This window comes from Leifsonia sp. A12D58 (assembly GCF_047530025.1).
GTDB lineage: Bacteria > Actinomycetota > Actinomycetes > Actinomycetales > Microbacteriaceae > Cryobacterium.
The window spans coordinates 55352-78466 of the sequence record NZ_JBLJAT010000008.1 but is presented as its reverse complement, the minus strand read 5'-3'; the positions used below and the strand labels follow the sequence as shown (position 1 = coordinate 78466).

22 protein-coding genes are annotated in these 23115 nt (G+C 63.7%); 3 read left to right on the top strand and 19 right to left on the bottom strand.

Annotated features, from left to right (window positions below; translation table 11 throughout):
- The first annotated feature begins 6 nt into the window (after nt 1-6).
- Entirely contained in the window at nt 7-1368 is a 1362-nt protein-coding gene (gene radA, locus ACMT3I_RS15430) for a DNA repair protein RadA (protein ID WP_414805407.1), read from the top strand.
- Nucleotides 1369-1498: 130 nt separating this feature from the next.
- On the opposite strand, the gene ACMT3I_RS15425 is transcribed toward radA, so the two are convergent.
- The 4 genes from ACMT3I_RS15425 to ACMT3I_RS15410 all read right to left on the bottom strand — a co-directional run bounded on the left by ACMT3I_RS15425 (nt 1499) and on the right by ACMT3I_RS15410 (nt 6279).
- Nucleotides 1499-2089, bottom strand: coding sequence for a hypothetical protein (locus ACMT3I_RS15425; RefSeq protein ID WP_414805406.1), 591 nt, complete (start codon nt 2087-2089; stop codon nt 1499-1501).
- Nucleotides 2090-2183: 94 nt separating this feature from the next.
- Nucleotides 2184-2816, bottom strand: coding sequence for a hypothetical protein (locus ACMT3I_RS15420; protein ID WP_414805405.1), 633 nt, complete (start codon nt 2814-2816; stop codon nt 2184-2186).
- 164 nt (nt 2817-2980) lie between these two features.
- Nucleotides 2981-3490, bottom strand: a complete 510-nt coding sequence (locus tag ACMT3I_RS15415) for an amino-acid N-acetyltransferase (protein ID WP_414805404.1) — start codon at nt 3488-3490, stop codon at nt 2981-2983.
- A gap of 263 nt (nt 3491-3753) precedes the next feature.
- A complete protein-coding gene (locus ACMT3I_RS15410; RefSeq protein ID WP_414805403.1) occupies nt 3754-6279 on the bottom strand; it encodes an ATP-dependent Clp protease ATP-binding subunit in 2526 nt (841 codons plus the stop codon).
- A 242-nt stretch (nt 6280-6521) separates the two neighbouring features.
- Here ACMT3I_RS15410 and ACMT3I_RS15405 point away from each other — a divergent pair, with 242 nt between their 5' ends.
- Nucleotides 6522-8201 carry a hypothetical protein gene (locus tag ACMT3I_RS15405; protein WP_414805402.1) on the top strand — a complete coding sequence of 560 codons (1680 nt, stop codon included), beginning with the start codon at nt 6522-6524 and terminating at the stop codon, nt 8199-8201.
- A gap of 110 nt (nt 8202-8311) precedes the next feature.
- The gene (locus ACMT3I_RS15400; RefSeq protein ID WP_414805401.1) at nt 8312-9286 is read left to right on the top strand and encodes a pirin family protein; all 975 of its coding nucleotides are present in this window, start codon (nt 8312-8314) and stop codon (nt 9284-9286) included.
- A 143-nt stretch (nt 9287-9429) separates the two neighbouring features.
- Here the strand turns inward: ACMT3I_RS15400 and cls are convergent, their stop codons facing one another.
- The 15 genes from cls to ftsH form a co-directional block, all read right to left on the bottom strand.
- Entirely contained in the window at nt 9430-10893 is a 1464-nt protein-coding gene (gene cls / locus ACMT3I_RS15395; RefSeq protein WP_414805400.1) for a cardiolipin synthase, read from the bottom strand.
- Between the two features lie 4 nt (nt 10894-10897).
- Nucleotides 10898-11074 carry a hypothetical protein gene (locus ACMT3I_RS15390; protein WP_414805399.1) on the bottom strand — a complete coding sequence of 59 codons (177 nt, stop codon included), beginning with the start codon at nt 11072-11074 and terminating at the stop codon, nt 10898-10900.
- Nucleotides 11075-11292: 218 nt separating this feature from the next.
- Nucleotides 11293-12177, bottom strand: coding sequence for an endonuclease domain-containing protein (locus tag ACMT3I_RS15385; RefSeq protein WP_414805398.1), 885 nt, complete (start codon nt 12175-12177; stop codon nt 11293-11295).
- 250 nt (nt 12178-12427) lie between these two features.
- A complete protein-coding gene (locus ACMT3I_RS15380) occupies nt 12428-12601 on the bottom strand; it encodes a hypothetical protein (RefSeq protein ID WP_414805397.1) in 174 nt (57 codons plus the stop codon).
- A gap of 3 nt (nt 12602-12604) precedes the next feature.
- Nucleotides 12605-14134, bottom strand: coding sequence for a lysine--tRNA ligase (gene lysS / locus ACMT3I_RS15375; protein ID WP_414805396.1), 1530 nt, complete (start codon nt 14132-14134; stop codon nt 12605-12607).
- A gap of 59 nt (nt 14135-14193) precedes the next feature.
- Complete coding sequence (gene panC / locus ACMT3I_RS15370) at nt 14194-15087, bottom strand: pantoate--beta-alanine ligase (protein ID WP_414805395.1); 894 nt, start codon at nt 15085-15087, stop codon at nt 14194-14196.
- Nucleotides 15084-15926, bottom strand: coding sequence for a Rossmann-like and DUF2520 domain-containing protein (locus ACMT3I_RS15365; protein WP_414805394.1), 843 nt, complete (start codon nt 15924-15926; stop codon nt 15084-15086). The genes panC and ACMT3I_RS15365 overlap by 4 nt, the downstream gene beginning before the upstream one ends.
- Before the next feature lie 15 nt (nt 15927-15941).
- Nucleotides 15942-17690, bottom strand: a complete 1749-nt coding sequence (locus ACMT3I_RS15360) for a PH domain-containing protein (RefSeq protein WP_414805393.1) — start codon at nt 17688-17690, stop codon at nt 15942-15944.
- On the bottom strand, nt 17687-18220 hold the full coding sequence (locus ACMT3I_RS15355; RefSeq protein ID WP_414805392.1) for a PH domain-containing protein: 534 nt from the start codon (nt 18218-18220) through the stop codon (nt 17687-17689). The genes ACMT3I_RS15360 and ACMT3I_RS15355 overlap by 4 nt, the downstream gene beginning before the upstream one ends.
- The gene (locus ACMT3I_RS15350; protein WP_414805391.1) at nt 18213-18686 is read right to left on the bottom strand and encodes a DUF3180 domain-containing protein; all 474 of its coding nucleotides are present in this window, start codon (nt 18684-18686) and stop codon (nt 18213-18215) included. Before ACMT3I_RS15350 ends, ACMT3I_RS15355 begins: the two co-directional genes overlap by 8 nt.
- Nucleotides 18683-19261, bottom strand: coding sequence for a 2-amino-4-hydroxy-6-hydroxymethyldihydropteridine diphosphokinase (folK, locus tag ACMT3I_RS15345; protein WP_414805390.1), 579 nt, complete (start codon nt 19259-19261; stop codon nt 18683-18685). The genes ACMT3I_RS15350 and folK overlap by 4 nt, the downstream gene beginning before the upstream one ends.
- Nucleotides 19258-19689, bottom strand: a complete 432-nt coding sequence (folB, locus tag ACMT3I_RS15340; RefSeq protein ID WP_414805389.1) for a dihydroneopterin aldolase — start codon at nt 19687-19689, stop codon at nt 19258-19260. The genes folK and folB overlap by 4 nt, the downstream gene beginning before the upstream one ends.
- A complete protein-coding gene (gene folP, locus ACMT3I_RS15335) occupies nt 19686-20492 on the bottom strand; it encodes a dihydropteroate synthase (RefSeq protein WP_414805388.1) in 807 nt (268 codons plus the stop codon). Before folP ends, folB begins: the two co-directional genes overlap by 4 nt.
- Nucleotides 20489-21058 carry a GTP cyclohydrolase I FolE gene (gene folE, locus ACMT3I_RS15330; RefSeq protein WP_414805387.1) on the bottom strand — a complete coding sequence of 190 codons (570 nt, stop codon included), beginning with the start codon at nt 21056-21058 and terminating at the stop codon, nt 20489-20491. Before folE ends, folP begins: the two co-directional genes overlap by 4 nt.
- A gap of 7 nt (nt 21059-21065) precedes the next feature.
- The gene (gene ftsH, locus ACMT3I_RS15325; RefSeq protein ID WP_414805386.1) at nt 21066-23081 is read right to left on the bottom strand and encodes an ATP-dependent zinc metalloprotease FtsH; all 2016 of its coding nucleotides are present in this window, start codon (nt 23079-23081) and stop codon (nt 21066-21068) included.
- Nucleotides 23082-23115: the final 34 nt, after the last annotated feature.

Sequence of the window (23115 nt, the reverse complement as noted above, 5' to 3'; positions counted from 1 at the left end):
GGTTACATGGCCAAGCCCGCATCAAACTTCCGTTGCTCCGAGTGTGGCTGGGCCACCGCAAAATGGGCCGGCCGCTGCGGCGAATGCCAGCAGTGGGGCACGGTGACAGATGTCGTCGAGAAGGCCGGTCTTGGCCGCTCCGTCAAGGCGACAGCTGTCTCAGGTGCGAATATCGCCCGCCCCATCACTCACGTCGACACAACCGCGGTTGAGCACTGGCCGAGCGGTATCAACGAGTTCGACCGTGTGCTCGGCGGCGGCATCGTGCCCGGCGCTGTCATCCTGCTCAGTGGCGAGCCCGGTGTCGGCAAGTCAACGCTGCTGCTCGAAGTGGCGTCCAAGGCTGCGGCCGCCAAGTCGCGCGTGCTCTACGTCAGCGCCGAAGAATCGGTCAGCCAGGTGCGCCTGCGCGCCGAACGCACCGGTGCCCTGCAGCCCGAGCTTTACCTCACGTCCGAGACCGACCTCGGCACAATTCTCGGCCAGATCGATGCGGTCAAGCCCGACCTCGTCATCGTCGACTCCGTGCAGACGGTGGCCAGCGCGCTGTCCGACGGCCTGCCGGGCCAGCCCAGCCAGGTGCGGGAGGTCGCATCCACTCTCATCCGGGTGGCCAAAGACCGCGACCTGCCCATCCTGTTGGTCGGTCACGTCACCAAAGACGGATCGATCGCCGGGCCCCGCCTGCTCGAGCACATCGTGGATGTCGTCTGCCAGTTCGAGGGCGACCGTCAGACGGCGCTGCGCTTCGTGCGCGCGCTTAAGAACCGCTTCGGCCCGACCGATGAGGTGGGCTGCTTCGAGATGACCGGCGACGGCATCGCCGAGGTCGCCGATCCCAGCGGGCTGTTCCTCAGCCGTGGCACAGAGCCGGTCTCCGGCACCTGCGTGACCGTCGCCCTCGAGGGCCGCCGCGCGATGCCCGTCGAGGTGCAGGCGCTCGTCTCCCCCGCCAGCGCACCCAACCCGCGCCGGGTGACCAACGGCGTCGACCAGTCCCGGGTCGCGATGCTGCTGGCCGTTCTCGAGAAGCGAGCAGGCATCACGCTGTCGAACCAGGATGTCTACGTGTCGACCGTCGGTGGCGTGCGACTCACCGAACCGGCGGCCGATCTTGCCATTGCCCTCGCGATCGCATCCGCTGCCCGCAACAAGCCGATCGCACACCACATTGCGGCGTTCGGAGAGATCAGTCTGGCCGGCGAGGTGCGGCCTGTCTCTGCGGCCAAGCAGCGCGCCGCCGAGGGCGCGCGGCTCGGCTTCACCCACCGCATCGATGCATCAAGCGGATCGATCGCTACTGCCGTCGGCAAGGCGCTGATGAGTGGCGCGAATGCACGGGATGCAGAGCTCGACCGGGCGTTTTAGCGCGCTCGGTATGGCGCTGTACTGACGGCGCGACAGCAATACAGGACGAAATCTCGACCTGTCACCCGAAACAGGACCGATTGAGCGGTCACAGACGCGTCGTCCTGTTTTTGCGACGACGCCGGAGAGCCTAGGCCTCGGGCGCGCCTGATGCCTTACCTGCAGGGCCTGACTCATCAGCATCAGCATCAGCGCTAGCAGCCGCCTCAGCGCCAGCTGCCTCCACCTCGGCCACGGCGTCATCCACGTCGGACTCCTCGAACACCACGCTGTCGAAGTCGACAGGCAGCGGACCGAGAGCAGCAAGCAGATCAGCGGGCGACGCCTGCATCGGGTGCGGTCCGGCGATGTCGAGGAACACAGTCGTGATCTCGTCGGCGTGCGCGGACAGGAATGAGGCCAGCCACTGCGGACTCTGCAGACCGACGGCCGGCGGCAAGTTCGCGGGCTTGTGCGCAGCATCGCTGAACAGCAACAGCGCAATTTCTTCGGTCGCCGGGTCGCGATACGTCCAAATTTCGCCCGGCTCAAGCGGACGGTCCTTGTCTGCCGCCTTCTTCAGCGGCACCACGGTGTTGCCGTTGCGCAGTGCAAAGGCGACAGCCGCCATGTCCTGACGTTCAAGCGCCTGCGCCAATGCCTCAGATCGAAACTGAAGAGGACGCTTCACGCCCTTCTTCTTCGAGACTGCTCGGGAGGGCTTGCGCGACTTGGGTGCCATGCATCAAGCCTATCCGGCAGTTTCTGCGCCAGGCCGTGTCTGGCGTCCGGTTGAGCGCACAGCGAAATAGCGGATGGCACGCGCGGGATGCACCCTAGTTGAGCACGAACTGCGTGGAACTTCGCGATTCGATCCCGTCGATACTCACACTGAGGTTGTAGTACGCGCCGTCGCCCGGTGCGGCATCCCGGGTCTCGTCGGTGCAGGTTTCAGGCGACGAGCGGGTGCGATCCCAGGCCACCGGTGTCGACGAGCTCACCGTGACGCCGGGCTCGAGCGTGACATCGGTATCCGCCGCATCGGTCTGGCAGTCGGTCGAAATCCAATAAACGTCGCTGCCGCTGGAGATAGTGAATACCTGTGCAGCGGTACCCGCGTTCAGTGTGCACGGCACCGCCCCGGTATTGGTGACGCTGAGCGACAGTAGCGGCTCGACATCTGCCGCGTAATTGCCGGCATCGGTGATCGCATCGACCTGCACGACTTGGGGATCACACCTACCGCCGGCGGCGCCGGTACTACCCGCCGCACCGGTCGAGGCATCAGTAGCCACATCGGTCGAGGCCGGTGGAGTCGTCGCTTTGGGTTCGCCGCTGCTTGAGCCTGGACGCACGATGATGAGAAGGATGATGACCAGGACGGCCAAAAGGCCGAGGCCAACCACGAGACGTCGGCGCCAGTACACTTTGCTGGACTGGGGGCCGACCGGATGCTTGATCGTCGACATGACATCAGAGTATGTCTGCCGATCACGAACACCGGTCATTTGCGCGGTGGTTCTCCGACGCATGCGCCCCAGCCCAGCAAGTTCCCAGCGATAGCCGTCTCACCAGTGAGCAAGTTCTGGCTCGCCAGTAAGCAAGACCCGATTCCCGAGTGAACGAGAGCGAACTACAGCCGTTTGACCATCCGGGTATTGCCGAGCGTGTTCGGCTTCACCCGCGCGAGGTCGAGGAACTCCGCGACACCTTCATCGGGCGAGCGAACGAGCTCGGCATAGATCGACGGGTCGACGGTCTCGGTCCCCATGTCGACGAAGCCGTGTCGGCTAAAGAACCCAACCTCGAAGGTGAGGCAGAACAGCCGACTGAGGCCAAGCTCGCGGGCATCCTCTTCGAGTCGGTCGATGATGGCGTGGCCGACACCCTTGCCCAGCCAGTCTTCGGCCACGGCCAGAGTGCGCACCTCGCCGAGGTCCTCCCACATCACGTGCAGAGCGCCGCAGCCGATCAACGTTCCGTTGGCGTCCTCAGCCACGCGAAACTCCTGGACGGCTTCGTAGAAGACAACAGTCTCCTTGCCGAGCAGGATGCGCTTCTGCACCAGAGGCTCGACGAGCTCCTTAATGCGTGGCACATCATGGGTGCGCGCTCGTCGAACCGTATACCCCTGATCGTTCACGCCCACCGTCCTTTCATAACTGCGAATGTGCTGAATACGATTCCAGTCTAGAAGTGCGAGCCGCCCCGCTCTCACGACGGATGCCATCCGCTCGCCGAGAATCCCCGTTTGCGCCGAGAGTCCCCGTTGCAACGGCGACCCTCGGTCGTAGCGGTGATTCTCGAGGTTGAGACGGCGGGCGGCTGCCTCGACTGGCGCGGGCACGCGAAAGGGCCCGGCGGTCGAAACCGCCGGGCCCTTCGTATTCGGAGTGAGCGCTCTGCTTAGTCGCTGGTGATGGCGAGGTCCGGTGTGACCGAACCCGTACCCAGTGCAGCGGATGAGTTGACGCCCACCGACACCGCGTTGTCACGCGCCGTCGTGGTGAAGATGAACTCGCCGTCCTTGAAGTCGACGTGCACGTGGTCGCCAGCGTTCAGCTCGCCGTGCAGGATCTTCTCCGACAGGCGGTCTTCCACCTCGTGCTGGATCGCACGACGCAGCGGACGAGCACCCAGTGTCGGGTCGAAGCCGACCTCGATCAGACGCTCCTTGGCCGGGAGCGTGAGTTCCACGGTCATGTCGCGGTCGAGCATCCGCTCGCTGAGGCGCTTGATGAACAGGTCGACGATCTGCAGCAGTTCGGGCTTCGACAGCTGCGGGAAGACGATGATCTCGTCAACACGGTTCAGGAACTCGGGCTTGAAGTGCTTCTTCAGCTCTTCGTTCACCTTGCCGCGCATGCGGTCGTAGCTGGTGGCCGTGTCACCCTCGAGCTGGAAGCCAACGGGCGAGCCGCTGATGTCCCTCGTGCCGAGGTTGGTGGTCATGATGATCACGGTGTTCTTGAAGTCGATGACGCGACCCTGACCATCCGTCAGACGTCCCTCTTCCAGAATCTGGAGGAGCGAGTTGAAGATGTCGGGGTGAGCCTTCTCGATCTCATCGAACAGCACGACGCTGAACGGCTTGCGGCGCACCTTCTCGGTGAGCTGGCCGCCCTCTTCGAAGCCGACGAATCCGGGAGGGGCACCGAACAGTCGCGAGACCGTGTGCTTCTCGCCGTACTCACTCATGTCGAGCGAGATCATGGCGGCTTCGTCGTCGAACAGGAACTCGGCGAGCGCCTTGGCAAGCTCGGTCTTTCCGACACCAGTTGGGCCGGCGAAGATGAACGAACCGGACGGACGCTTCGGGTCCTTCAGACCTGCACGGGTGCGACGGATGGTCTTGGACAGGGCCGAGATGGCCTCTTCCTGACCGATGACGCGCTGGTGCAGTGCCTTCTCCATGAAGACGAGGCGCGAGGACTCTTCCTCGGTGAGCTTGAAGACGGGGATGCCGGTCGCCTGAGCGAGAACTTCGGCGATCAGGCCCTCGTCGACGACAGCTGTGGTCTTGACGTCGCCCGACTTCCACTTCTTCTCGAGGCGCAGACGCTCGCCGAGGAGATTCTTCTCCTCATCGCGCAGGCTGGCAGCCTTCTCGAAGTCCTGGTCTTCAATGGCGGTCTCCTTGGCGGAGCGAACAACGGCGATCTTCTCGTCGAATTCGCGCAGCTCGGGCGGGCTCGACAGGATCGACAGGCGCAGGCGAGCGCCGGCCTCATCGATCAGGTCGATTGCCTTGTCGGGCAGGAAGCGGTCAGACACGTAGCGGTCGGACAGGTTCGCAGCTGCCACGAGTGCACCGTCGGTGATTGACACCTTGTGGTGGGCCTCGTAGCGGTCGCGCAGACCCTTAAGGATGTTGATGGTGTGCGCCAACGACGGTTCAGCGACCTGGATCGGCTGGAAGCGGCGCTCGAGCGCGGCATCCTTCTCGAAGTGCTTGCGGTACTCGTCGAGCGTGGTCGCACCGATGGTCTGCAGCTCACCACGGGCAAGCAGCGGCTTCAGGATGCTGGCAGCGTCGATTGCGCCTTCAGCGGCACCGGCACCGACGAGCGTGTGGATCTCGTCGATGAAGACGATGATGTCACCGCGCGTGCGGATCTCCTTGGTGACCTTCTTCAGGCGCTCTTCGAAGTCACCGCGGTAGCGGCTACCGGCGATGAGAGAACCGAGGTCGAGTGAGTAGAGCTGCTTGTCTTTCAGCGTCTCGGGCACATCGCCCTTGACGATGGCCTGCGCGAGGCCTTCGACAACTGCGGTCTTACCAACGCCGGGCTCACCGATCAGAACAGGGTTGTTCTTCGAGCGGCGAGACAGGATCTGCATGACCCGCTCGATTTCCTTCTCACGGCCGATGACCGGATCGAGCTTGTTGTCGCGTGCGGCCTGCGTGAGGTTGCGACCGAACTGGTCGAGGACCTGGCTGCCCGCCTGGGATCCAGTCTGCTCATTCGCTCCGACCTGTACCTGCTCCTTGCCCTGGTAGCCAGAGAGAAGCTGGATGACCTGCTGGCGCACCCGGTTGAGGTCGGCGCCGAGCTTCACCAGGACCTGGGCTGCGACACCCTCGCCCTCGCGGATCAGGCCGAGAAGAATGTGCTCGGTGCCAATGTAGTTGTGGCCGAGCTGCAACGCCTCACGGAGGCTCAGCTCAAGCACCTTCTTGGCACGCGGAGTGAAGGGGATGTGTCCGGTCGGCTGCTGCTGGCCCTGACCGATGATGTCCTGGACCTGCTCGCGCACAGCGTCGAGGGAAATGCCAAGGCTCTCCAGAGCCTTCGCCGCGACACCCTCACCCTCATGAATCAGTCCGAGCAGGATGTGCTCAGTACCGATGTAGTTGTGGTTGAGCATCTTGGCCTCTTCCTGGGCCAAAACGACGACGCGACGAGCTCGGTCGGTAAATCTCTCAAACATATGAATACTCCCTTGGCACCTGGGCAGTTATGGCGCCGATACATCGAGAGTAACCAGCGTTTGCCCTCTTGCATGCCCCTGTTCGCTCCCGGCGTGATGGGCACCGATCTATTCCCGAGGTTCACTCAGGTTATGGCCCACGCGCAAGCGCGTAAATCTCCTCGATCGTTGCCCAGGATGCGCGATAGTGGCAGTCTCGGGAGAAACGTCGGCGTGATCGACGAACTGGATGGAGCATTCAGATGGCGAACACCGACCGGCCAGACGAGCAGACCAGCCCAGACCTAGCAGATCCCGACGACAAGGTCAGGCAGCTTCTCGCCGAAAACGAACTGCTGCGTAAACAACTGCTGAGTGGCGCACCCCCGATCGTGCTCGCGCCCGCCCCGCCGCGTCCCGGACGCTGGCGTGCACCTGTTGCCGCCATCCTCATAATTCTCGGCGTGCTTCTCTCGCCGACGGCTGTCGTCGCGTCGTGGGTCAAGGCCGAAGTGACGGATACCACGCGGTTCGTCGAGACGCTCGGACCGTTGGCAGACGACCCAGCCGTGCAGTCAGTACTCGTCGATGAGATCGTAAAGGTCGTCAACGAGAACGTCGATTTCAAGGCAATCGCCGCAGACGTCTTCGACGGCATCGCATCGTTGAATCTGCCGCCGCGCGCGGCCTCGGCACTGCAACTGCTGGAGCAACCAGCCGTTGAGGGCATGCAGTCCCTGGTGCGGAGCGCAACAGAGCGGGTCATTGAATCGCCAGCGTTTGCCGACCTCTGGCAACGGACGCTGCAGGTTACTCACACCCAACTCCTCAACGTGTTGGAAGGTAACACCTCGTCGGCGCTGGTCTTGAATGACAAGGGTGAATTGGGCATCCAGTTGAAACCCGTCATCGCCGCCGTGAAGGACCAATTGGTCTCACAGGGGCTCACCTTCGCCGCGAACATCCCCGAGGTTGATCGCACGATCGTGATCGCACAAGCCGACGGCCTGCTCCAGGCCAGGACGGGATACACCATCCTGAATGCGCTGGGCTACTGGCTGCCGATCATCAGCATCGTGCTGATGGCCGCCGGCGTGCTGATCGCGAAGAAGCGGGCTCGCGCCCTGATCTGGACCGGCGTCGGACTCGCCTTCATGATGCTGATCCTCGGCAGCGGCATCGCCGTTGGCCGCGTGCTGTTTGTGGGCTCCGTGTCTCCCGCGTACATCCCCTCTAACGCCGCACGCTCCATCTATGACGCCATCCTTCCGTTCATCACCAATACAACGATCTCGGTGGGCGTCGTCGGCATTGGACTGGCGATAGTGGCGTACCTGGCCGGCCCGTTCCGCGGCTCGGCGAGCATCCGTCGGGCGACTGTCTCCACCGCAGCCAAGCTGCGCACCAGCGCAGAGCGAAACGGCATCACCACGGGTCGGTTCGGCGAGTTCCTCTACCGTGGACGACGCTGGATTCGGGTCATCATCGCCCTGTGCGTTGCGGCCGTCATCCTGTTCTGGCGACCGCTCACCGTGCCGGTGATCATCTGGACCGCTGTCATCGCACTGATCCTGATACTGCTGCTCGAACTGCTGCTGCGACCGGTTTCCGTCGGACCGGCGAATACTGCGGATCCGGGTAATCAGGGAAATCCAGGTGATCCAGGCGATCCGGGCCTTCCGGGCACCGGCTCGACCGGCGGGCACCACAGTCCGCGGGGCCGTGGCAGTCGTGGCGGGTCAGGCGCGTCTGCCCGGCCTGCTGAGTCTGGCGGGGTAATCGCACCTGAAGCGGATACCGACCCCGCCAACCGCACCACCGAGATTCTCGATGGGCTTCCGACCTCACCCCGACAAGCAGCGACAGGCCCCACCACCCCCCTGCCGCGAATGGGCGAGCCTGGCGAACCTGACCGCCCCGCAGAAACCACGAAGCCGGGCTGAGCGCGCCATCCACAGCGCTCCGTTGGGCACGCTACCGGCCACGGTGCCAGGCATCCGCTCCTTCTTGCACAGACGGTGACTGTCGCGCCCGTGACGAATATGCTGCCCTCATGAGCAATCTCGAGACCGAACCCGTCGAACGCATCTGCCTCGACACCCCGGCAGCGGCCGACGGTATTGAGATTCTTGAGCCACGTATGGTGCCGCTCGGCGGCCCGCGGGCGATGACAGTGCGACGCACGTTGCCCCAGCGCTCCCGCTCCCTGATCGGCGCCTGGTGCTTCGTCGACCATTACGGACCGGATGATGTCACCACCCGCGGCATGGACGTGCCACCCCACCCACACACGGGCCTACAGACGGTGAGCTGGTTGTTCGCCGGCGATATAGAACACCGCGATTCCACCGGGGCGCACGCCTTCGTGCGGCCCGGCGAGCTCAACCTGATGACCGCTGGCCGCGGGGTGCAGCACTCCGAGGTCTCAACGCCGCAGACGGCAGTGCTGCACGGCGCCCAGCTCTGGACGGCCATACCTGACGCGTCTCGACACGTCGCCCCATTCTTCGAGCGGTACGCGCCGCCCGTGCTGCAGCATCAAGGTGCACAGGTGAGCGTGTTCCTCGGCAGTCTGCTCGGGCATATCTCCCCTGCGACAACGTTCAGCCCTCTCGTCGGCGCGCAGATCGATGTCCCGGCCAATACTGAAATCGCCCTGCCGGTCGATCCGCGTTTCGAGCACGGTGTCCTGGTGGACACCGGTGAGGTCACCGTCGACGACGAACCCGTTCCCCGCCATTCCATTGGGTATCGGGCGCAGGGCGCCGAGACCCTGATCATCGCGACGGGCGCCACTCCCGCACGCCTGTTGCTCATCGGCGGCGAACCGCTCGACGAGCAGATCGTGATGTGGTGGAACTTCATCGGCCGCAGCCATGAAGAGATCGTTGCCTTCAGGGCAGCGTGGCAGTCAGAGGTCATCGCCGGAGCTGATGCCGCGGGTCACTTCGGCGCGGTTGCCGGCTACCCCGGTGCGCCGCTGCCGGCGCCAACGCTGCCGACCGTGCGGCTCAAGCCGCGCGGCTAAAGCGCCTACACCCTCGACTACCGGCGCTCGAGAATCGCCAATACTGCCCAGAATCGCCGCGGCAACGGCGACACTCAGCCCAAACGGCGACTCTCGGCGCAAACCGCCCCCACAGGAGCGGCACCCGGCACAGGGGGAAAGCGCTACTGCACAGCCGAGGTCAGGCGAGCCAGATTGTCGAGCACTGTGGAGCGCAACGGTTGCTTCATCCACTCGTCGAGGGTGAGTTCACGGCTGTCGGCACGGTATCCGTCTTCGACGGCGCGCAATTCTGACACGAACGACTTGCCACGCACCATCAGCGACACTTCCATGTTGAGGCTGAACGAACGCATGTCCATATTGCTCGATCCGATGACCGCGACCTCATCGTCGATCGTGAAGTGCTTGGCGTGCAGGATGTATGGCGCTTTGTACATGTAGATCTTGACGCCGGCCCGCAGCAGCTCCTCGTAGTACGAGCGCTGAGCGTGGTAGACGAGCGCCTGATCGCCGATCTCCGAGACGAAGAGCTCCACGTGCAGGCCGCGCTGGGTGGCCGTCGTGATGGCATACATGATCGACTCGTCAGGCACGAAATACGGGCTGGTGATGATGATGCGTTCCTGCGCGTAGTACAGCAGCGCAAGGAACAGGCGCAGGTTGTTCTCGCCCTTGAACCCGGGGCCACTGGGCACGACCTGGCAGTCGAGGGCATCAGGAACATTGCGTGGCCCGATCGGCTCGACGCTGCGCGTGATCAGCTCATCGGTCTCGCTGTACCAGTCGGTGATGAAAATAGCATTCAGCCCGGCGACGATCGGCCCGTCGAGGCGCGTCATCAGGTCTTTCCATTTCAGACCGCGACGGATGTTCTTGCGCGCGTTATAACTGCGATCGATGATGTTCTGCGATCCCATGTAGCCGATCTCACCGTCGACGATGAGCAGCTTGCGATGATTGCGCAGATCAGGACGCTGCCATTTGCCCTTGAGCGGCTGGACGGGAAGCATCAGCTCCCACAGCACACCGGCGCGGGTGAGGCGCTTCAACGTGCGTCGGTATCCCACCTGCCGCTTCGACTGCAGGTGGTCGAGCAGCACTCGCACGGTCACACCGCGCTTGACGGCGCGCTCCAGGGCATCGAAGAAGGGGGCTGTCGTCTTATCGAAAGCGATGATGTAAAACTCGACATGCACGAAGTTCGTGGCTTTGTCGATGTCGTCGATCATTGCGGCGTACGTGCCCTCATAGCTGCTGAGCAGGCTCGCGTTGTTGTCCCCGACGAGCGGCATCGCTCCGAGGTTGCGGTTGAGCTCAACGACCGATTCCAACCAGCCTGGCCACGGATGATCCCGCCTCACTCGCTCCATACCGTCGGTGCTGTCGAGGATGAACTGATTGATCTCGTCCTGCTTGGCCAGCCGCTTCTTCGGAAGCGTGCGGTATCCGATCAGCAGGAACAGCAGGGCACCAACGTATGGGATGAAGAAGATCGCGAGAAGCCAAGCCATGCCCGAAGTGGGACGGCGGTTGCGCGGCACAACGATGACGGCAATGACGCGAATAGCAAAGTCGATGAATAGGGCGACCAGAATTGTTATGGTCGTGATATTCCAGCCGTCCACGGAGCTAGGAGGCTGGTTTATCGAGTCCGAGGCGCGCGCGCTCTTCGGCCTCGATCTGGGAGTAGACCTTACGCTCATTGCGATCGGCATGAATGATCGACCGCATGATCAGCCAGAAAGCCAGCCCGACCAGAACGGTCGGCGCAAGCGACCACAGCGCGTTAGCCCAGAAATTATCCATAACACCCTAAGGATACGCTGAATAGCCTGAGCGTTTCAGCTTGACCGAACGCGAGGCGGCTCCGCCTAGTTGACCACTGCTCACTGCGGCTCTGCATTGGTCGCGCGGGCCTGGTCGCCTGTCGCGAATACAGGACACAACCCAGCTGAGATCGCGATCCGTCCTGTTTACGACAGCGGATGCCCCATCCATCCTGTTTTCGTGACGTCGCGCCGACACTACAAACGGACTGTTGCAAATTGCGACTCAGCAGGCTGTGCAGGCCGTCCGCTCGCCAGAATCGTCCGGATGACCTCCATACAGAGCGGCATCTGCTCCAGTACCTGCCGGTAGCGGAACCGATGCCATCGATACCCCCGCAAGATCAGTTCAGCTTCGCGCCGACTGTCCTCATCGCGCGAGACGTCGTCGTCATGCCATTTGGCGCCATCCGCTTCGATCACCAGCCAGCCGTCAATCACGAGATCGACACGACCGACCCCGACGATCCTCACTTGGATGTCGACAGTCCAGCCCTGGGCGAGTGCGGCGAGCCGCAGCAACGTCTCGAGTCCGGACTCGGCCTTTCCGTCTACCAGCGCGAGTAGCTGCCGAATTCTGCGCGGCAATCGGTTGAAGACCTCGGCCAATTCTTCCCTGGTTAACAGCCCCGAGTTCAGCGCGCTGTCACAGGATGCGATCACATCTTCGGCCGCGCCGATCCGAGCGAACTGCGCGAGCGAGTCACGCAGCGACATCCGCCAGAGTTTGTCGTCAGTGACCGGAAACCGCTCGTGCCACCACAGCCGGTGTTCATCTAATTGCATCAGCGGCAGCCTGCTCGCGGTCTGCGGCGAAGCCACCCACAGGCCGGACGTGTATGTGACCCACACCCCGTAGCTGACCAATGCGGACGCTGCCGCCAACCGGCCGCCGATGGCCACCGCACGTATCGGTTGCCGCTGCGCACTGCTGTGCACCAGCCAACTTCGGCCGACCGGCCAGAGCTCGCGGATTTCGATCGCTTTCAGAATGGCGCGCTGCGAATAGCCAAGGCGTCTCAGCTGAGAGCGGGTCGCGATTCCGTCGAACCGGACTATGTCGCGGGTGAGTGAACGCTGCATCCGCTGAGTATCGATGCCAGAGAATCCACGCGTCACTGACCTCCGCAACCGGTGGATTACTCCCGTGCCGCCATCGCCGTGGAGGGACCGCACGCCCGATACATATCGCGTCGCGAATACAGGACAAACCCGCGCAGAGGGCGCGATGCGTCCTGTTTACGACAGCGGATGCCGGATCCGTCCTGTTCTCGATACCGGCTGCCCGCCAGGTCGACAGACAGACCCGAGCTACAGGACAACCGCAGCCGAATTACTTACCCAGAATGCCGATCAGGCCAGACCCAAGCATGTACAGGCCGACAGCACCGACGACAACCCAGATCGCGATCCGGTTCATCGATGGGCCCTTCTTCTCGCCATCGCCGGATCCGTCGCCCTTTTTCTTCTCAGGCTCGAAATCGTCTTTACGCAAGAAGCTCATCATGACCTACTTCACCAGGGGGAACAGGATTGTTTCGCGGATACCGAGGCCGGTCAGCGCCATGAGCAGGCGGTCGATGCCCATGCCCATTCCACCGGTCGGCGGCATGCCGTGCTCGAGCGCACGCAAGAACTCTTCGTCGAGGCGCATGGCCTCAGGGTCTCCGCCGGCAGCAAGGCGTGCCTGCTCGACGAAGCGCTCACGCTGAATGACGGGGTCAACGAGCTCGGAGTAGCCGGTGGCCAGCTCGAAGCCGCGGATGTAGAGGTCCCACTTCTCGACGACGCCCGGAATCGAGCGGTGGCCACGCACCAGCGGGCTGGTGTCGACGGGGAAGTCCATCACGAAGGTCGGGCGCACGAGGTTGCCCTTGACGAAGTGCTCCCAGAGCTCTTCGACGTACTTGCCGTGGATGGGGTGGTCGATCTCCAGCTCTTCTCGCTCGGCGAGTGCCTTGAGCTCAGCGATCGGGGTTTCAGGCGTGAACGACGTGCCGGCAGCTTCGTTGAGGCTGTCGTACATGCTGATGCGGTCCCATTCGCCGCCGAGGTCGAACTTGGTGCCATCGGCCCAGGTGACGACGTGGCTGCCTGAGACAGTCTCTGCGGCATCCTGGATCAACTTCTGGGTGAGGTCTGCAATCGAGTTGTAGTCACCGTATGCCTCATACGCCTCGAGCATTGCGAACTCCGGCGAGTGCGTGGAGTCAGCACCCTCGTTGCGGAAGTTGCGGTTGATCTCGTACACGCGGTCGATGCCGCCGACCACAGCGCGCTTCAAGAACAGCTCCGGCGCGATGCGCAGGAACAGCTCGGTGTCGAACGCGTTGCTGTGGGTCTTGAACGGACGAGCGGATGCCCCACCGTGCATTGTCTGCAGCATCGGCGTCTCGATCTCGATGAAGTCGAGAGCAGTGAATGTGGCGCGCAGGCTTGCGACTGTCTTCGAACGGGCGATCACGTTGAAGCGGGCCTGCTCGCGGGCGATGAGGTCGAGATAGCGGCTGCGAACGCGAGTCTCCTCGTTCAGTTCGGAGTGCAGGTTCGGCAGCGGAAGCACAGCCTTGGCCGCGATCTGCCACTCCTTGACCATGATCGACAGCTCACCGCGACGTGAGGAGATGACCTCACCAGAGACGAAGACGTGGTCACCGAGGTCGACGAGTGCCTTCCACTCTGCGAGGGACTCTTCGCCCACTTCACCGAGCGACACCATCGCCTGAATGCGGCTGCCGTCGCCACTCTGCAGGCTGGCGAAGCAGAGCTTGCCGGTGTTGCGAAGGAACACGACGCGTCCCGCGAGGCCGACAACGACACCGGTGGTGGTGTCGGCTTCCAGGTCTCCGAAGCGTGCACGCACGGCAGGGATGGTGTCGGTGACCGGCACGGACACCGGGTACGCGCCGCCACCGAGCGACGTTGCGGCGGCGTTCAAGCGCTCGCGCTTGGCCAACCGCACAGCCTTCTGTTCCGAGATTTCGTCCTCGGTCAGCTCGGGCTCGGTCGGCTGTGCAGGAGTGGTGTTCGTGTCGCTCATGTAGTTCTCCGTCGGTCGGTATCAGGGGCGAAATACCCGTGAACCAGCGGTTGTGGTGATTAGGAAAAGTCGGGATCAGTGGTGCCGAGTGCGGTGTTGTCAATCAGCCGCGTGCCGCCGACCAGCGCTGCAACCAGCATCCGAGCCGGCCCGCGATAGTCGTCGTCAACCGGGAGGAATGTCTCCGGATGCACGACAACGAGATAGTCCAGTTTAACCAGTGGCTGTGCCTCAATGACCGCACGCGCAGCAGCGAGTGCATCGGCTGCGGCGCCGTAGTGAGCGGATGCCGCTGCCAGCGCAGCATTCAGCGCCAGCGCACCGTCTTGCTCGGCCTCACTGAGCCGTGCATTGCGGCTCGACAGAGCCAACCCATTATCGGCCCGGACTATTGGAACAACCTCGATCTGCACGGGGGTATTGAGGTCGGTGACCATGCTCTGCACGAGGAAAACCTGCTGGGCATCCTTCTGACCGAACAGGACGACATCCGCCCCTGAAATCTTGATGAGCTTGTCGACGACGGTGAGCACACCGTCGAAGTGGCCGGGTCGCGATGCGCCTTCAAGGAGCGAGCCGACGGGACCGGCGGTGATAGTGGTGCCGCTGGCGCCGTTCGGATACATTTCGCGGGCAGTGGGGGCGAAGACGAAGTCGACACCTGCTGGAGTCAGCTTCGCGACATCGGTGTCGAGGGTGCGCGGGTACAGGTCGAGGTCGGTGGGATCACCGAACTGTAGCGGGTTGACGAAGATTGAGACCACGACGACATCGGCGAGCTCACCGGCACGGGCGACCAGCGAAAGGTGCCCCTCGTGGAGGGCTCCCATGGTCGGAACAAGGGAGACACGGCCGGCACCACCCTCTGCGATTGCTGCGGCCCGTGCCTGCGCAATACGTTCGCGCAGGTCGACAATGCTGCCGACCACCTCGGGGGTGCGGGGCTCGGTCACTGGTCCTCCGATGAATCTGGATCTGGTGTTGCTGATGGGTCTGGCGTGCCGGGCAACCCCGGCGCACGGTATCCATTGTCCCCCGGGATGCCGAAGTCGTCCGCCGCGCTGCCGAAGTCAGCGAGCTCGGCGAGCAGCGCCCTGTCGGTCGCGTCGTGATTGGTGCGGGCGAGGGCGTTCTCCATAGCCGACCTGACCAGCGGCGCAATCACCGCTCCAGGACGTTCAATGCCGATGCCGGACAACAGGCTCGTTGCCTGTTCGACGATCGAGGTGGCGAACGCTGTGGCGGTCTCGACGGCCTCGGCATAGCTCGCGCGATCCGCTTCACCGACCACGACGGGTTCCCCGCCCATTTCGACGACAAGGGCCTGGGCGATCGGAAGCACAGGGGTCGGTGCCGTAACCGCGAAGTAGCTGTCTGAGAGCCGTGCGATGTCGATGCTGGTTCCGGTGAAGGTCATCGCTGGGTGAATGGCCAGCGGGATGATGCCACTGGCGAATGCGCTCTGCAGCACAGCGGTGCCGTACCGAGCCGAGGTGTGCAGCACCAGCTGACCCTGCTGCCAGGTTCCGGCCGCCGCCAAACCGCTGATCAGGCTTTCGAGCTGGTCGTCAGGCACCGCCAGGATCACCAGTTCGCTGCGTTCGACTATCTCGGGGATGGGCAGGATTGGCACGGCTGGCAGGATCGCTTCTGCCCTGTCGCGGCTGTCTTGCGAGATCGCCGAAATGCCGATGATCGCGTGGCCGGCACCGGCAAGTGCCGCTCCCAGGATGGGTCCGACGTGGCCGGCGCCGATGATTCCGATGCCGAGCCGTCCGGGACGGGTGTTCATGTCAGGTACTCCAGGTCAGTCAGTGGTGTGGTGCGTCTGTGCGTGCCGCTCAGCGGCATCAGCCGCTGGATCGACGGGGTCAACGGATGCCAGGTCAGCCGGTGCCGGATCAATAGCAGCAGGTTCACCCGTGGTGACCGCGGCGGTGTCGACCGACGCCTCAGCGAAACCCTGGTTCCAGCGGTGGCTGGTGTCGGAGTGCGCGGATTCAACCGCGCCGACCGCCATCAGGCCGAAGAATCGCTCGCCCTCCGCGACATCCATCACCGGAAGCCTGGCATTCACGGGTCCGACTACCGTATGCAGGTGCGCCGACGCGAGGCGCAACATCCGCTCGACCGGTCCCTGGTCGACACGCACGCTCTGCAGCCTGGCCAGCGGCACGAGGATCAATTCGCGGGAGACGACTCCGCGACGGATGAGCGCAACACCCCGATTGATCGAGTATCCCGTGCGTCGCCACGAGAATGGGCGTAGCCAGGCGGCCCGGCGTGGAGCGTTGGTGAAGCCGCCCTCTGCTCCTGTTCCGGTCATCCCCAGGCTGATCAGAGCGTGCTGCTCATCCCCGTCAAAGCCGGGAAGGATGAGCTCGAGCACCTTGGCCACGTCTGCAGCGTTACCGACGGGCAGCGTCGTCGTGTTCGCCTGACCGGCGGCGCCGCTGGTCGTCGAGTGTCCAGCAGTGTTGATGCGCACCTGCCACCAGCCGAACGGCCGCCACAGGATGGGCTGCGAGACCTCAATTGCGTGGATGCGTCCGGGCGGCAGAATCTCGCTGCTTGTCGAGAGCAGACCGAAACCGACGCGCACCCCGTCCGGCGTGCCAGCGATGCTGTACTGCAGTGATTTGGTGAACCGGGAGAAGTAGTAAGTGACGCTGGCGATAATGCCGGGCACGAGCACAATGAGCAGCCAGCCGCTGGTGCCCGTCGACACACTCACGATGATGGCTATCGCGGCCGCGATGAGGAACACGGTGAATGGGCTGAAGACGAGCGAGCCGAGCAGGCGTAGCGGCGGGATGCGCACCACGGACTCCGGGGGCGCAGTGTCCGGATCAAGTTCGGGCGTGATGAAGTCATTCAGCCGATCGGAGGCGAATCCGCCGATCCGTGTGCCGAACTCTGCTGCACGGGAACCGGCCGCTGCCACGGTATTGGCGTTCGGTTCAGAGCCCATTTCTGCGGCGGTGCCGGCCACGATTGCGGGCTGCTCGGCGACTGCGGTCACAGCACCGGATGCCGACTGCCTGGCACCCGATGCAAGCCGCAGGATCTCGCGTCGCAGGTCGTCGGACAGCGCCGAACGGAGGTAGGCCAACGACACGTTGGCGTCCTGCCCCGCGACACTGACCTCCAGGCGTGCGGCGCCGACGATTCGTGGAATCAGTGGGCGGACGATGTTCACGCCCTGAATGCGATCGAGCCTGGCCTTGCGGTGGCTGCGGAACAGGATCCCGCTTTGAACCTCGACCACCTCGTCTGTGATGCGGAACGTGTGCATCCGCCACGACAGATAGAAGACAATCAGGATGATGATGAGCACAGCAGCAATTCCGAGCAGTACCCAGCCGATGATTCCGCGCCTGATGATCTCGTCGATGGGATCACCCTCGTAGCCAGGAACTCCGAAGAAGACGTCGAGCAGGCGTTCACGCAGATTCGCGATGACGAAGCCGAGGATGGCGACAATGAAGATGCCGCCACGCAGCAGCGGAGTCGCTGGATGCAGACGGTGCCAGTCACCGTCGACGACGGCGCTCACAGCCCCGCCCGACGGCTCTCGGCCAGGGCGACGAGCTGGTCGCGCAGTTCTTCGGCATCCGCTTCGGGCAGCCCTGGGATGACGACGCCGGTGGCAGCTGCGGCCGTCACGAATTTGAGGTCGGCCAGGCCCAACCAACGGGCGATTGGACCGCGCGTGATGTCGACCAGCTGCATCCGACCGTATGGGACGGAGACAAATCGCTGGAACATGATGCCGCGACGGAACAGCAGGTCATCTGCGCGCAGCTGATAGCCGATCGAGCGCAACCTGCGCGGTTCGAAGATGAGGGTGATGATCGTGATGAGCGCGACAGCAGCGCCGGCGATGAGCGCCCACGTCTGCTCGGCAACCAGCCACAGGAACGCTGCGACGCCGCAGGCAATGAGGCCGAAGAGCAGAGTGCCGACGATTTCGACGACGAGGTACTTCGGGGACACCCGCTTCCAGACACCGACGTCGATCAGGTCGAGACGACCGCTCGTTGCGTTGCCGGACGTGTGCGGCTCAGGCGTGAACTCGTCAGCCACTGATATCTCCCCGATTTTGGTCATCATCGTCGCGCGGCGGCAGCGTGCAGAAGTGCTCCGCGATCAGGCCACCGGCCAGCAGTATGGCAGCACCCAGGGCAGTTGCGAGGGCAAGCCACAGGGTTGAGAGCGCAGGAACGACCGAACGGGTGAGTACATAGAGCGCGATTCCCAGACCGATTCCGAGCACAAGCGACCCGCTCAGGCTTGACGCTTTGGCGAGCACGGCAATGCGCAGGGCGACGAACGGATTCACGGGTGGACGAGTTTTGTCCCTCGTTGAACGGCGAATCGGCCACGCCAGCACCACAATCAGGATGCCGATGACGGCCAGGGTCAGCGGCAGGGTGAGCGGCGGCACCAGAATGGGCAGGCCGAACGAGGCTGCACCGAGGTCGATCAAAAAACCGATGACGAGGCCCGCCAGGGCCAGCGCGATCACGGGTGTGGGATGGGTGCGCTTCACGTGGCTGTTCCTTCGAGCGGTACGACGGTGATCTGCAGCTGGCTGAGCAGGTCTGACACTCGCCCCTGCCCGGGCAGGACCGCATCCGGATCGACATCGAGCCAGGGCACGAGCACGAAATCGCGCTCTACCGCACGCGGATGCGGGATCGTGAGGTCGGGGTCGTCGCTGCGTACGTCGTCAATGACGATGATGTCGATGTCGAGCGTGCGGTCGCCCCAGCGTTCGGTGCGGACTCGGCCGTTGGCGTTCTCGATGGCATTGATCGCGGCGAGGAGTTGCTTGGGCTCACCGGTGTAGCAACCGGCGACGACGGTGTTCACGTAGCGTGGCGCCTCAGTGTCGACTCCGTGCAGTTTGACGGCCGCCGACTCGTACAGGGGCGCGATACGCGTCAGTTCGAACCCCTCGATGTCGGCAATCTCCCTGATGGCCAGCGCGAGTGTGGCAACGCTGTCTCCCAGGTTGCTGCCGAGCGCCAGGATGACGTCAGCGCCGGCATCAGCGTCAACGCCGGTATCAGCCGTCACGGGCGCGGCATCCATTCGGATGTTGGGTCGGGGAATCGGAGTCATGCCACGGCCTCCGATTCGTCTCTGGTCTGCTCGCGGGTGGTCTGCTCGCGCGTGATTTGCTCGCGGGTGATTTGCACCGAGACGTCGGTGAACGGAACCTCGATCGGCGCGCTGGGCTTGTGCACTGTCACCTGTACGCGCTGCGCAACGGCGTGAGCGAGCACGACGCCGGCAATACGCTCGGCCACCGTCTCGATGAGGTCGACCGGATTGTGCCGTGCGGCCTCGGTCACCTCGACAGCCAGCTCACCGTAATGGATTGTCTGGGCGATGTCGTCGGATCCGGCCGCTTGAGCGAAGTCGAGCCACACCGTGACGTCGATGACGAAGTCCTGACCGTTTTCCCGCTCGAAGTCGTAGACACCATGGTGAGCGTTGACACGTAAGCCGGTCAACGTGATGGAATCGGCGATCGGCGTAGAGGTCATGAGTCCATTCTTGCGGAGCCGACCCGTGCAAGCACGGACAAAGCGGTGCGCGTTCCGGCAACGTCGTGCACGCGAACGGCCCAGGCGCCGGCTTGGGCAGCTAAAACGCTGATGACCGCGGTAGGCAGATCGCGCTCGAGCACCTGCGCATCAGCGGGGAGCACGCTGGCCACGAAGCGTTTGCGTGAGGCGCCGATCATCACGGGCAATCCGAGCTGATCGAACTCGTTGAGCCTGGCCAGAATCTCCCAGTTGTGTTCGGTCACCTTCGAGAAACCAAGACCGGGGTCAAGGATGATGCGATCGGCCGACATTCCCGCGGCGAGCAACGCGTCAACCCTGGCAGAGAGTTCGGTTCGTACGTCGACGACCACGTCGTCGTAGTGCGTCATCCGGTCCATCTCCTGGGCGTGCGCACGCCAGTGCATCGCGATGTAGTGCAGGCCTGTCGCGGCGGCAACGGATGCCATCGCCGGGTCGGCAAGACCACCAGAAACGTCGTTGATGATATGTGCGCCCGCAGCAGCTGCGGCCTCAGCGGTCGAGGAGTTGAGTGTGTCAACGCTGATCATGAGCCCTCGCCTGGAGAGTTCTTCGATCACCGGGATGATGCGTGCCTGCTCGTCGACCGGCGCAACTCGACCGGCGCCTGGCCTGGTGGATTCTCCACCGACGTCGATGAGGTCTGCGCCCTCGGCCTGCAGGGCGATGGCGTGCGCGATGGCGGCATCCGTCGATGCCCAGCGCCCGCCGTCGCTGAAGGAATCGGGAGTGACGTTCAGCACTCCCATGACCAGAGTCACGACGAGCGTCCGATCAGGGCCATGATCTCGGCCCTGGCTACGGGATCCTGCAATTGACCACGGCTGGCCATCGTCACTGTCGAGCTCTCGGGCTGGCGTGCGCCCCGCATCGACACGCAACCGTGCACCGCATCAAGCACAACGAGCACACCACGAGGCGCGAGTCCGTCTTGCAGCGCCTGGGCGATCTCTTCTGTCAGGCGTTCCTGCATCTGGGGCCGCGAAGCCAGCGTGTCGACGACAGCTGGAATACGTCCGAGACCCACGACGCGCTCCCCCGGCAGGTAGGCGATGTGAGCCCGGCCGAGGAACGGTAGCAGGTGATGCTCGCACACCGAGCGAAACTCGATGTCGCGCAGCAGCACAAGCTCGCCCGTGAGCGGACCGACGGGCACGGTGTCCCGCAGGTGGTCAAGCGGATCGTGCGCAAGCCCGCCGAAGAACTCGGCATAGGATTCGGCCACCCGGCGCGGGGTGGCCGTTAAACCGGGCCGGCCGACATCCTCGCCGATTGCGGCGAGGATGTCGGCAACAGCCGCTTCGATGCGTGCCTTATCGACAGCCACGCGACGCCTACGCGGTTGCGGGGCGCGGGGCGCGACCGGGTGCGCGCGAGGGCTTGGATTCCTCTTCGGTGGACCCGCTGTCGATGCCGCCGTCGACTGCACCCCCGTCGATCGGTGCCTTTGGATGCGGCATGCTGATCGGCGGGATGTCAGACACCGGGCGGTTTGCGTTGGAGAGCCACTGCGGACGCGGCGGCAGCTTCTTCACATCGGCGAAGATTTCGGCGAGAGCGTGCTGGTCGAGCGTCTCGTGCTCCAGCAGCGCTGCGGCCAGCTTGTCGAGGATCTCACGGTTCTCGTTGAGCACCAGGTACGCCTCGTCGTGCGCGTTCTCCAGCAGCTCGCGTACCTCGGCGTCGACCCGCTCTGCGAGGCGCTCCGAGTAGTCGCGCTGGTGGCCCATGTCGCGACCGAGGAACATCTCGCCGGATGCCTGGCCCAGCTTGAGCGGGCCGACAGCGGCGCTCATACCGAACTCGGTGACCATCTTGCGTGCGGTCGATGTCGCCTTCTCGATGTCGTTCGATGCACCGGTCGTCGGGTCGTGGAAGATGATCTCTTCTGCGACGCGGCCGCCCATGGCGTATGCGAGCTGGTCGAGCAGTTCATTGCGTGAGACCGAGTAGCGGTCTTCGAGCGGCATGACCATCGTGTAACCGAGTGCGCGCCCTCGCGGGAGGATCGTGATCTTGGTAACGGGGTCGGTGTTGTTCATTGCCGTTGCCACCAGGGCGTGTCCGCCCTCGTGGTACGCGGTGATCAGCTTCTCTTCGTCGCGCATCATGCGCGTGCGACGCTGCGGGCCGGCCATCACGCGATCGACTGCCTCGTCAAGGGCACGGTTGTCGATCAGCTGGGCGTTTGAGCGAGCGGTGAGCAGAGCAGCCTCGTTGAGCACGTTGGCCAGGTCTGCACCAGTGAAGCCCGGCGTCTTGCGAGCCAGCACTTCGAGGTCGACGCCCTGCGCCATCGGCTTGCCCTTGGCGTGCACCTCGAGGATGCGCTTGCGACCGAGCATGTCGGGTGCGTCGACACCGATCTGACGATCGAAGCGACCAGGACGAAGCAGCGCGGGGTCAAGGATGTCTGGACGGTTCGTCGCAGCGATCAGGATGACGTTGGCCTTGACGTCGAAGCCGTCCATCTCCACGAGGAGCTGGTTGAGGGTCTGCTCACGCTCATCGTGGCCACCACCCATGCCGGCACCACGGTGACGACCGACTGCATCGATCTCATCGATGAAGATGATGGCCGGGGCGTTCTCCTTGGCCTGCTGGAACAGGTCGCGAACGCGGCTTGCACCGACACCGACGAACATCTCGACGAAGTCAGAACCGGAGATCGAGTAGAAGGGCACGCCGGCTTCACCAGCAACGGCGCGCGCGAGCAACGTCTTACCGGTTCCGGGAGGGCCGTACAGCAGCACGCCCTTCGGGATACGGGCACCGACGGCCTGGAACTTCGCGGGCTCTTTGAGGAAGTCCTTGATTTCTTGCAGTTCTTCGATCGCCTCGTCGGCACCGGCGACGTCAGAGAAGCTGACCTGCGGGCTCTCCTTGGAGACGAGTTTGGCTTTGGACTTGCCGAACTGCATGACCTTGTTGCCGCCGCCCTGCATTCCAGAGAGCATCAGCCAGAAGAACACACCGATCAGCAGCACAGGAAGCAGGATGCCGAGCAGAGAGAGGAACCAGTTCGACTGCGGCACCTGGTCGGTGAAGCCGTCCTTCGGGTTCGCCGCGGTCACCGCCTCGACGACCTCGGTGCCACGCGGTGCGACGTAATAGAACTGCACCTGGTTGCCGAGCTTTTCGTCGGCTTTGGTGAGCGTGAGGTCGACACGTTGTTCGCCGTCGACGATGGTGGCCTCAGCCACCTTGCCATCCTTCAGAAACTCAAGACCCTGTTGGGTCGAGATCTCTTTGAATCCAGACATGGTGAGCAGGCTGGAACCCACCCATACAGCGATGATGGCGAGAACAATGTAGAGGAGCGGCCCGCGCAGAAGCTTCTTGACGTTCATGGTTCTCACAGGCTACCGTCCCACCCCTGAATGC

Coding starts and splice junctions, on each gene's coding strand:
- radA (WP_414805407.1), top strand. CDS start 7: ATGGCCAAGCCCGCATCAAACTTCCGTTGCTCCGAGTGTGGCTGGGCC.
- ACMT3I_RS15425 (WP_414805406.1), bottom strand. CDS start 2,089: ATGGCACCCAAGTCGCGCAAGCCCTCCCGAGCAGTCTCGAAGAAGAAG.
- ACMT3I_RS15420 (WP_414805405.1), bottom strand. CDS start 2,816: ATGTCGACGATCAAGCATCCGGTCGGCCCCCAGTCCAGCAAAGTGTAC.
- ACMT3I_RS15410 (WP_414805403.1), bottom strand. CDS start 6,279: ATGTTTGAGAGATTTACCGACCGAGCTCGTCGCGTCGTCGTTTTGGCC.
- ACMT3I_RS15405 (WP_414805402.1), top strand. CDS start 6,522: ATGGCGAACACCGACCGGCCAGACGAGCAGACCAGCCCAGACCTAGCA.
- ACMT3I_RS15400 (WP_414805401.1), top strand. CDS start 8,312: ATGAGCAATCTCGAGACCGAACCCGTCGAACGCATCTGCCTCGACACC.
- ACMT3I_RS15390 (WP_414805399.1), bottom strand. CDS start 11,074: ATGGATAATTTCTGGGCTAACGCGCTGTGGTCGCTTGCGCCGACCGTT.
- ACMT3I_RS15385 (WP_414805398.1), bottom strand. CDS start 12,177: ATGCAGCGTTCACTCACCCGCGACATAGTCCGGTTCGACGGAATCGCG.
- ACMT3I_RS15380 (WP_414805397.1), bottom strand. CDS start 12,601: ATGATGAGCTTCTTGCGTAAAGACGATTTCGAGCCTGAGAAGAAAAAG.
- lysS (WP_414805396.1), bottom strand. CDS start 14,134: ATGAGCGACACGAACACCACTCCTGCACAGCCGACCGAGCCCGAGCTG.
- ACMT3I_RS15365 (WP_414805394.1), bottom strand. CDS start 15,926: ATGAACACCCGTCCCGGACGGCTCGGCATCGGAATCATCGGCGCCGGC.
- folK (WP_414805390.1), bottom strand. CDS start 19,261: ATGACTCCGATTCCCCGACCCAACATCCGAATGGATGCCGCGCCCGTG.
- folB (WP_414805389.1), bottom strand. CDS start 19,689: ATGACCTCTACGCCGATCGCCGATTCCATCACGTTGACCGGCTTACGT.
- ftsH (WP_414805386.1), bottom strand. CDS start 23,081: ATGAACGTCAAGAAGCTTCTGCGCGGGCCGCTCCTCTACATTGTTCTC.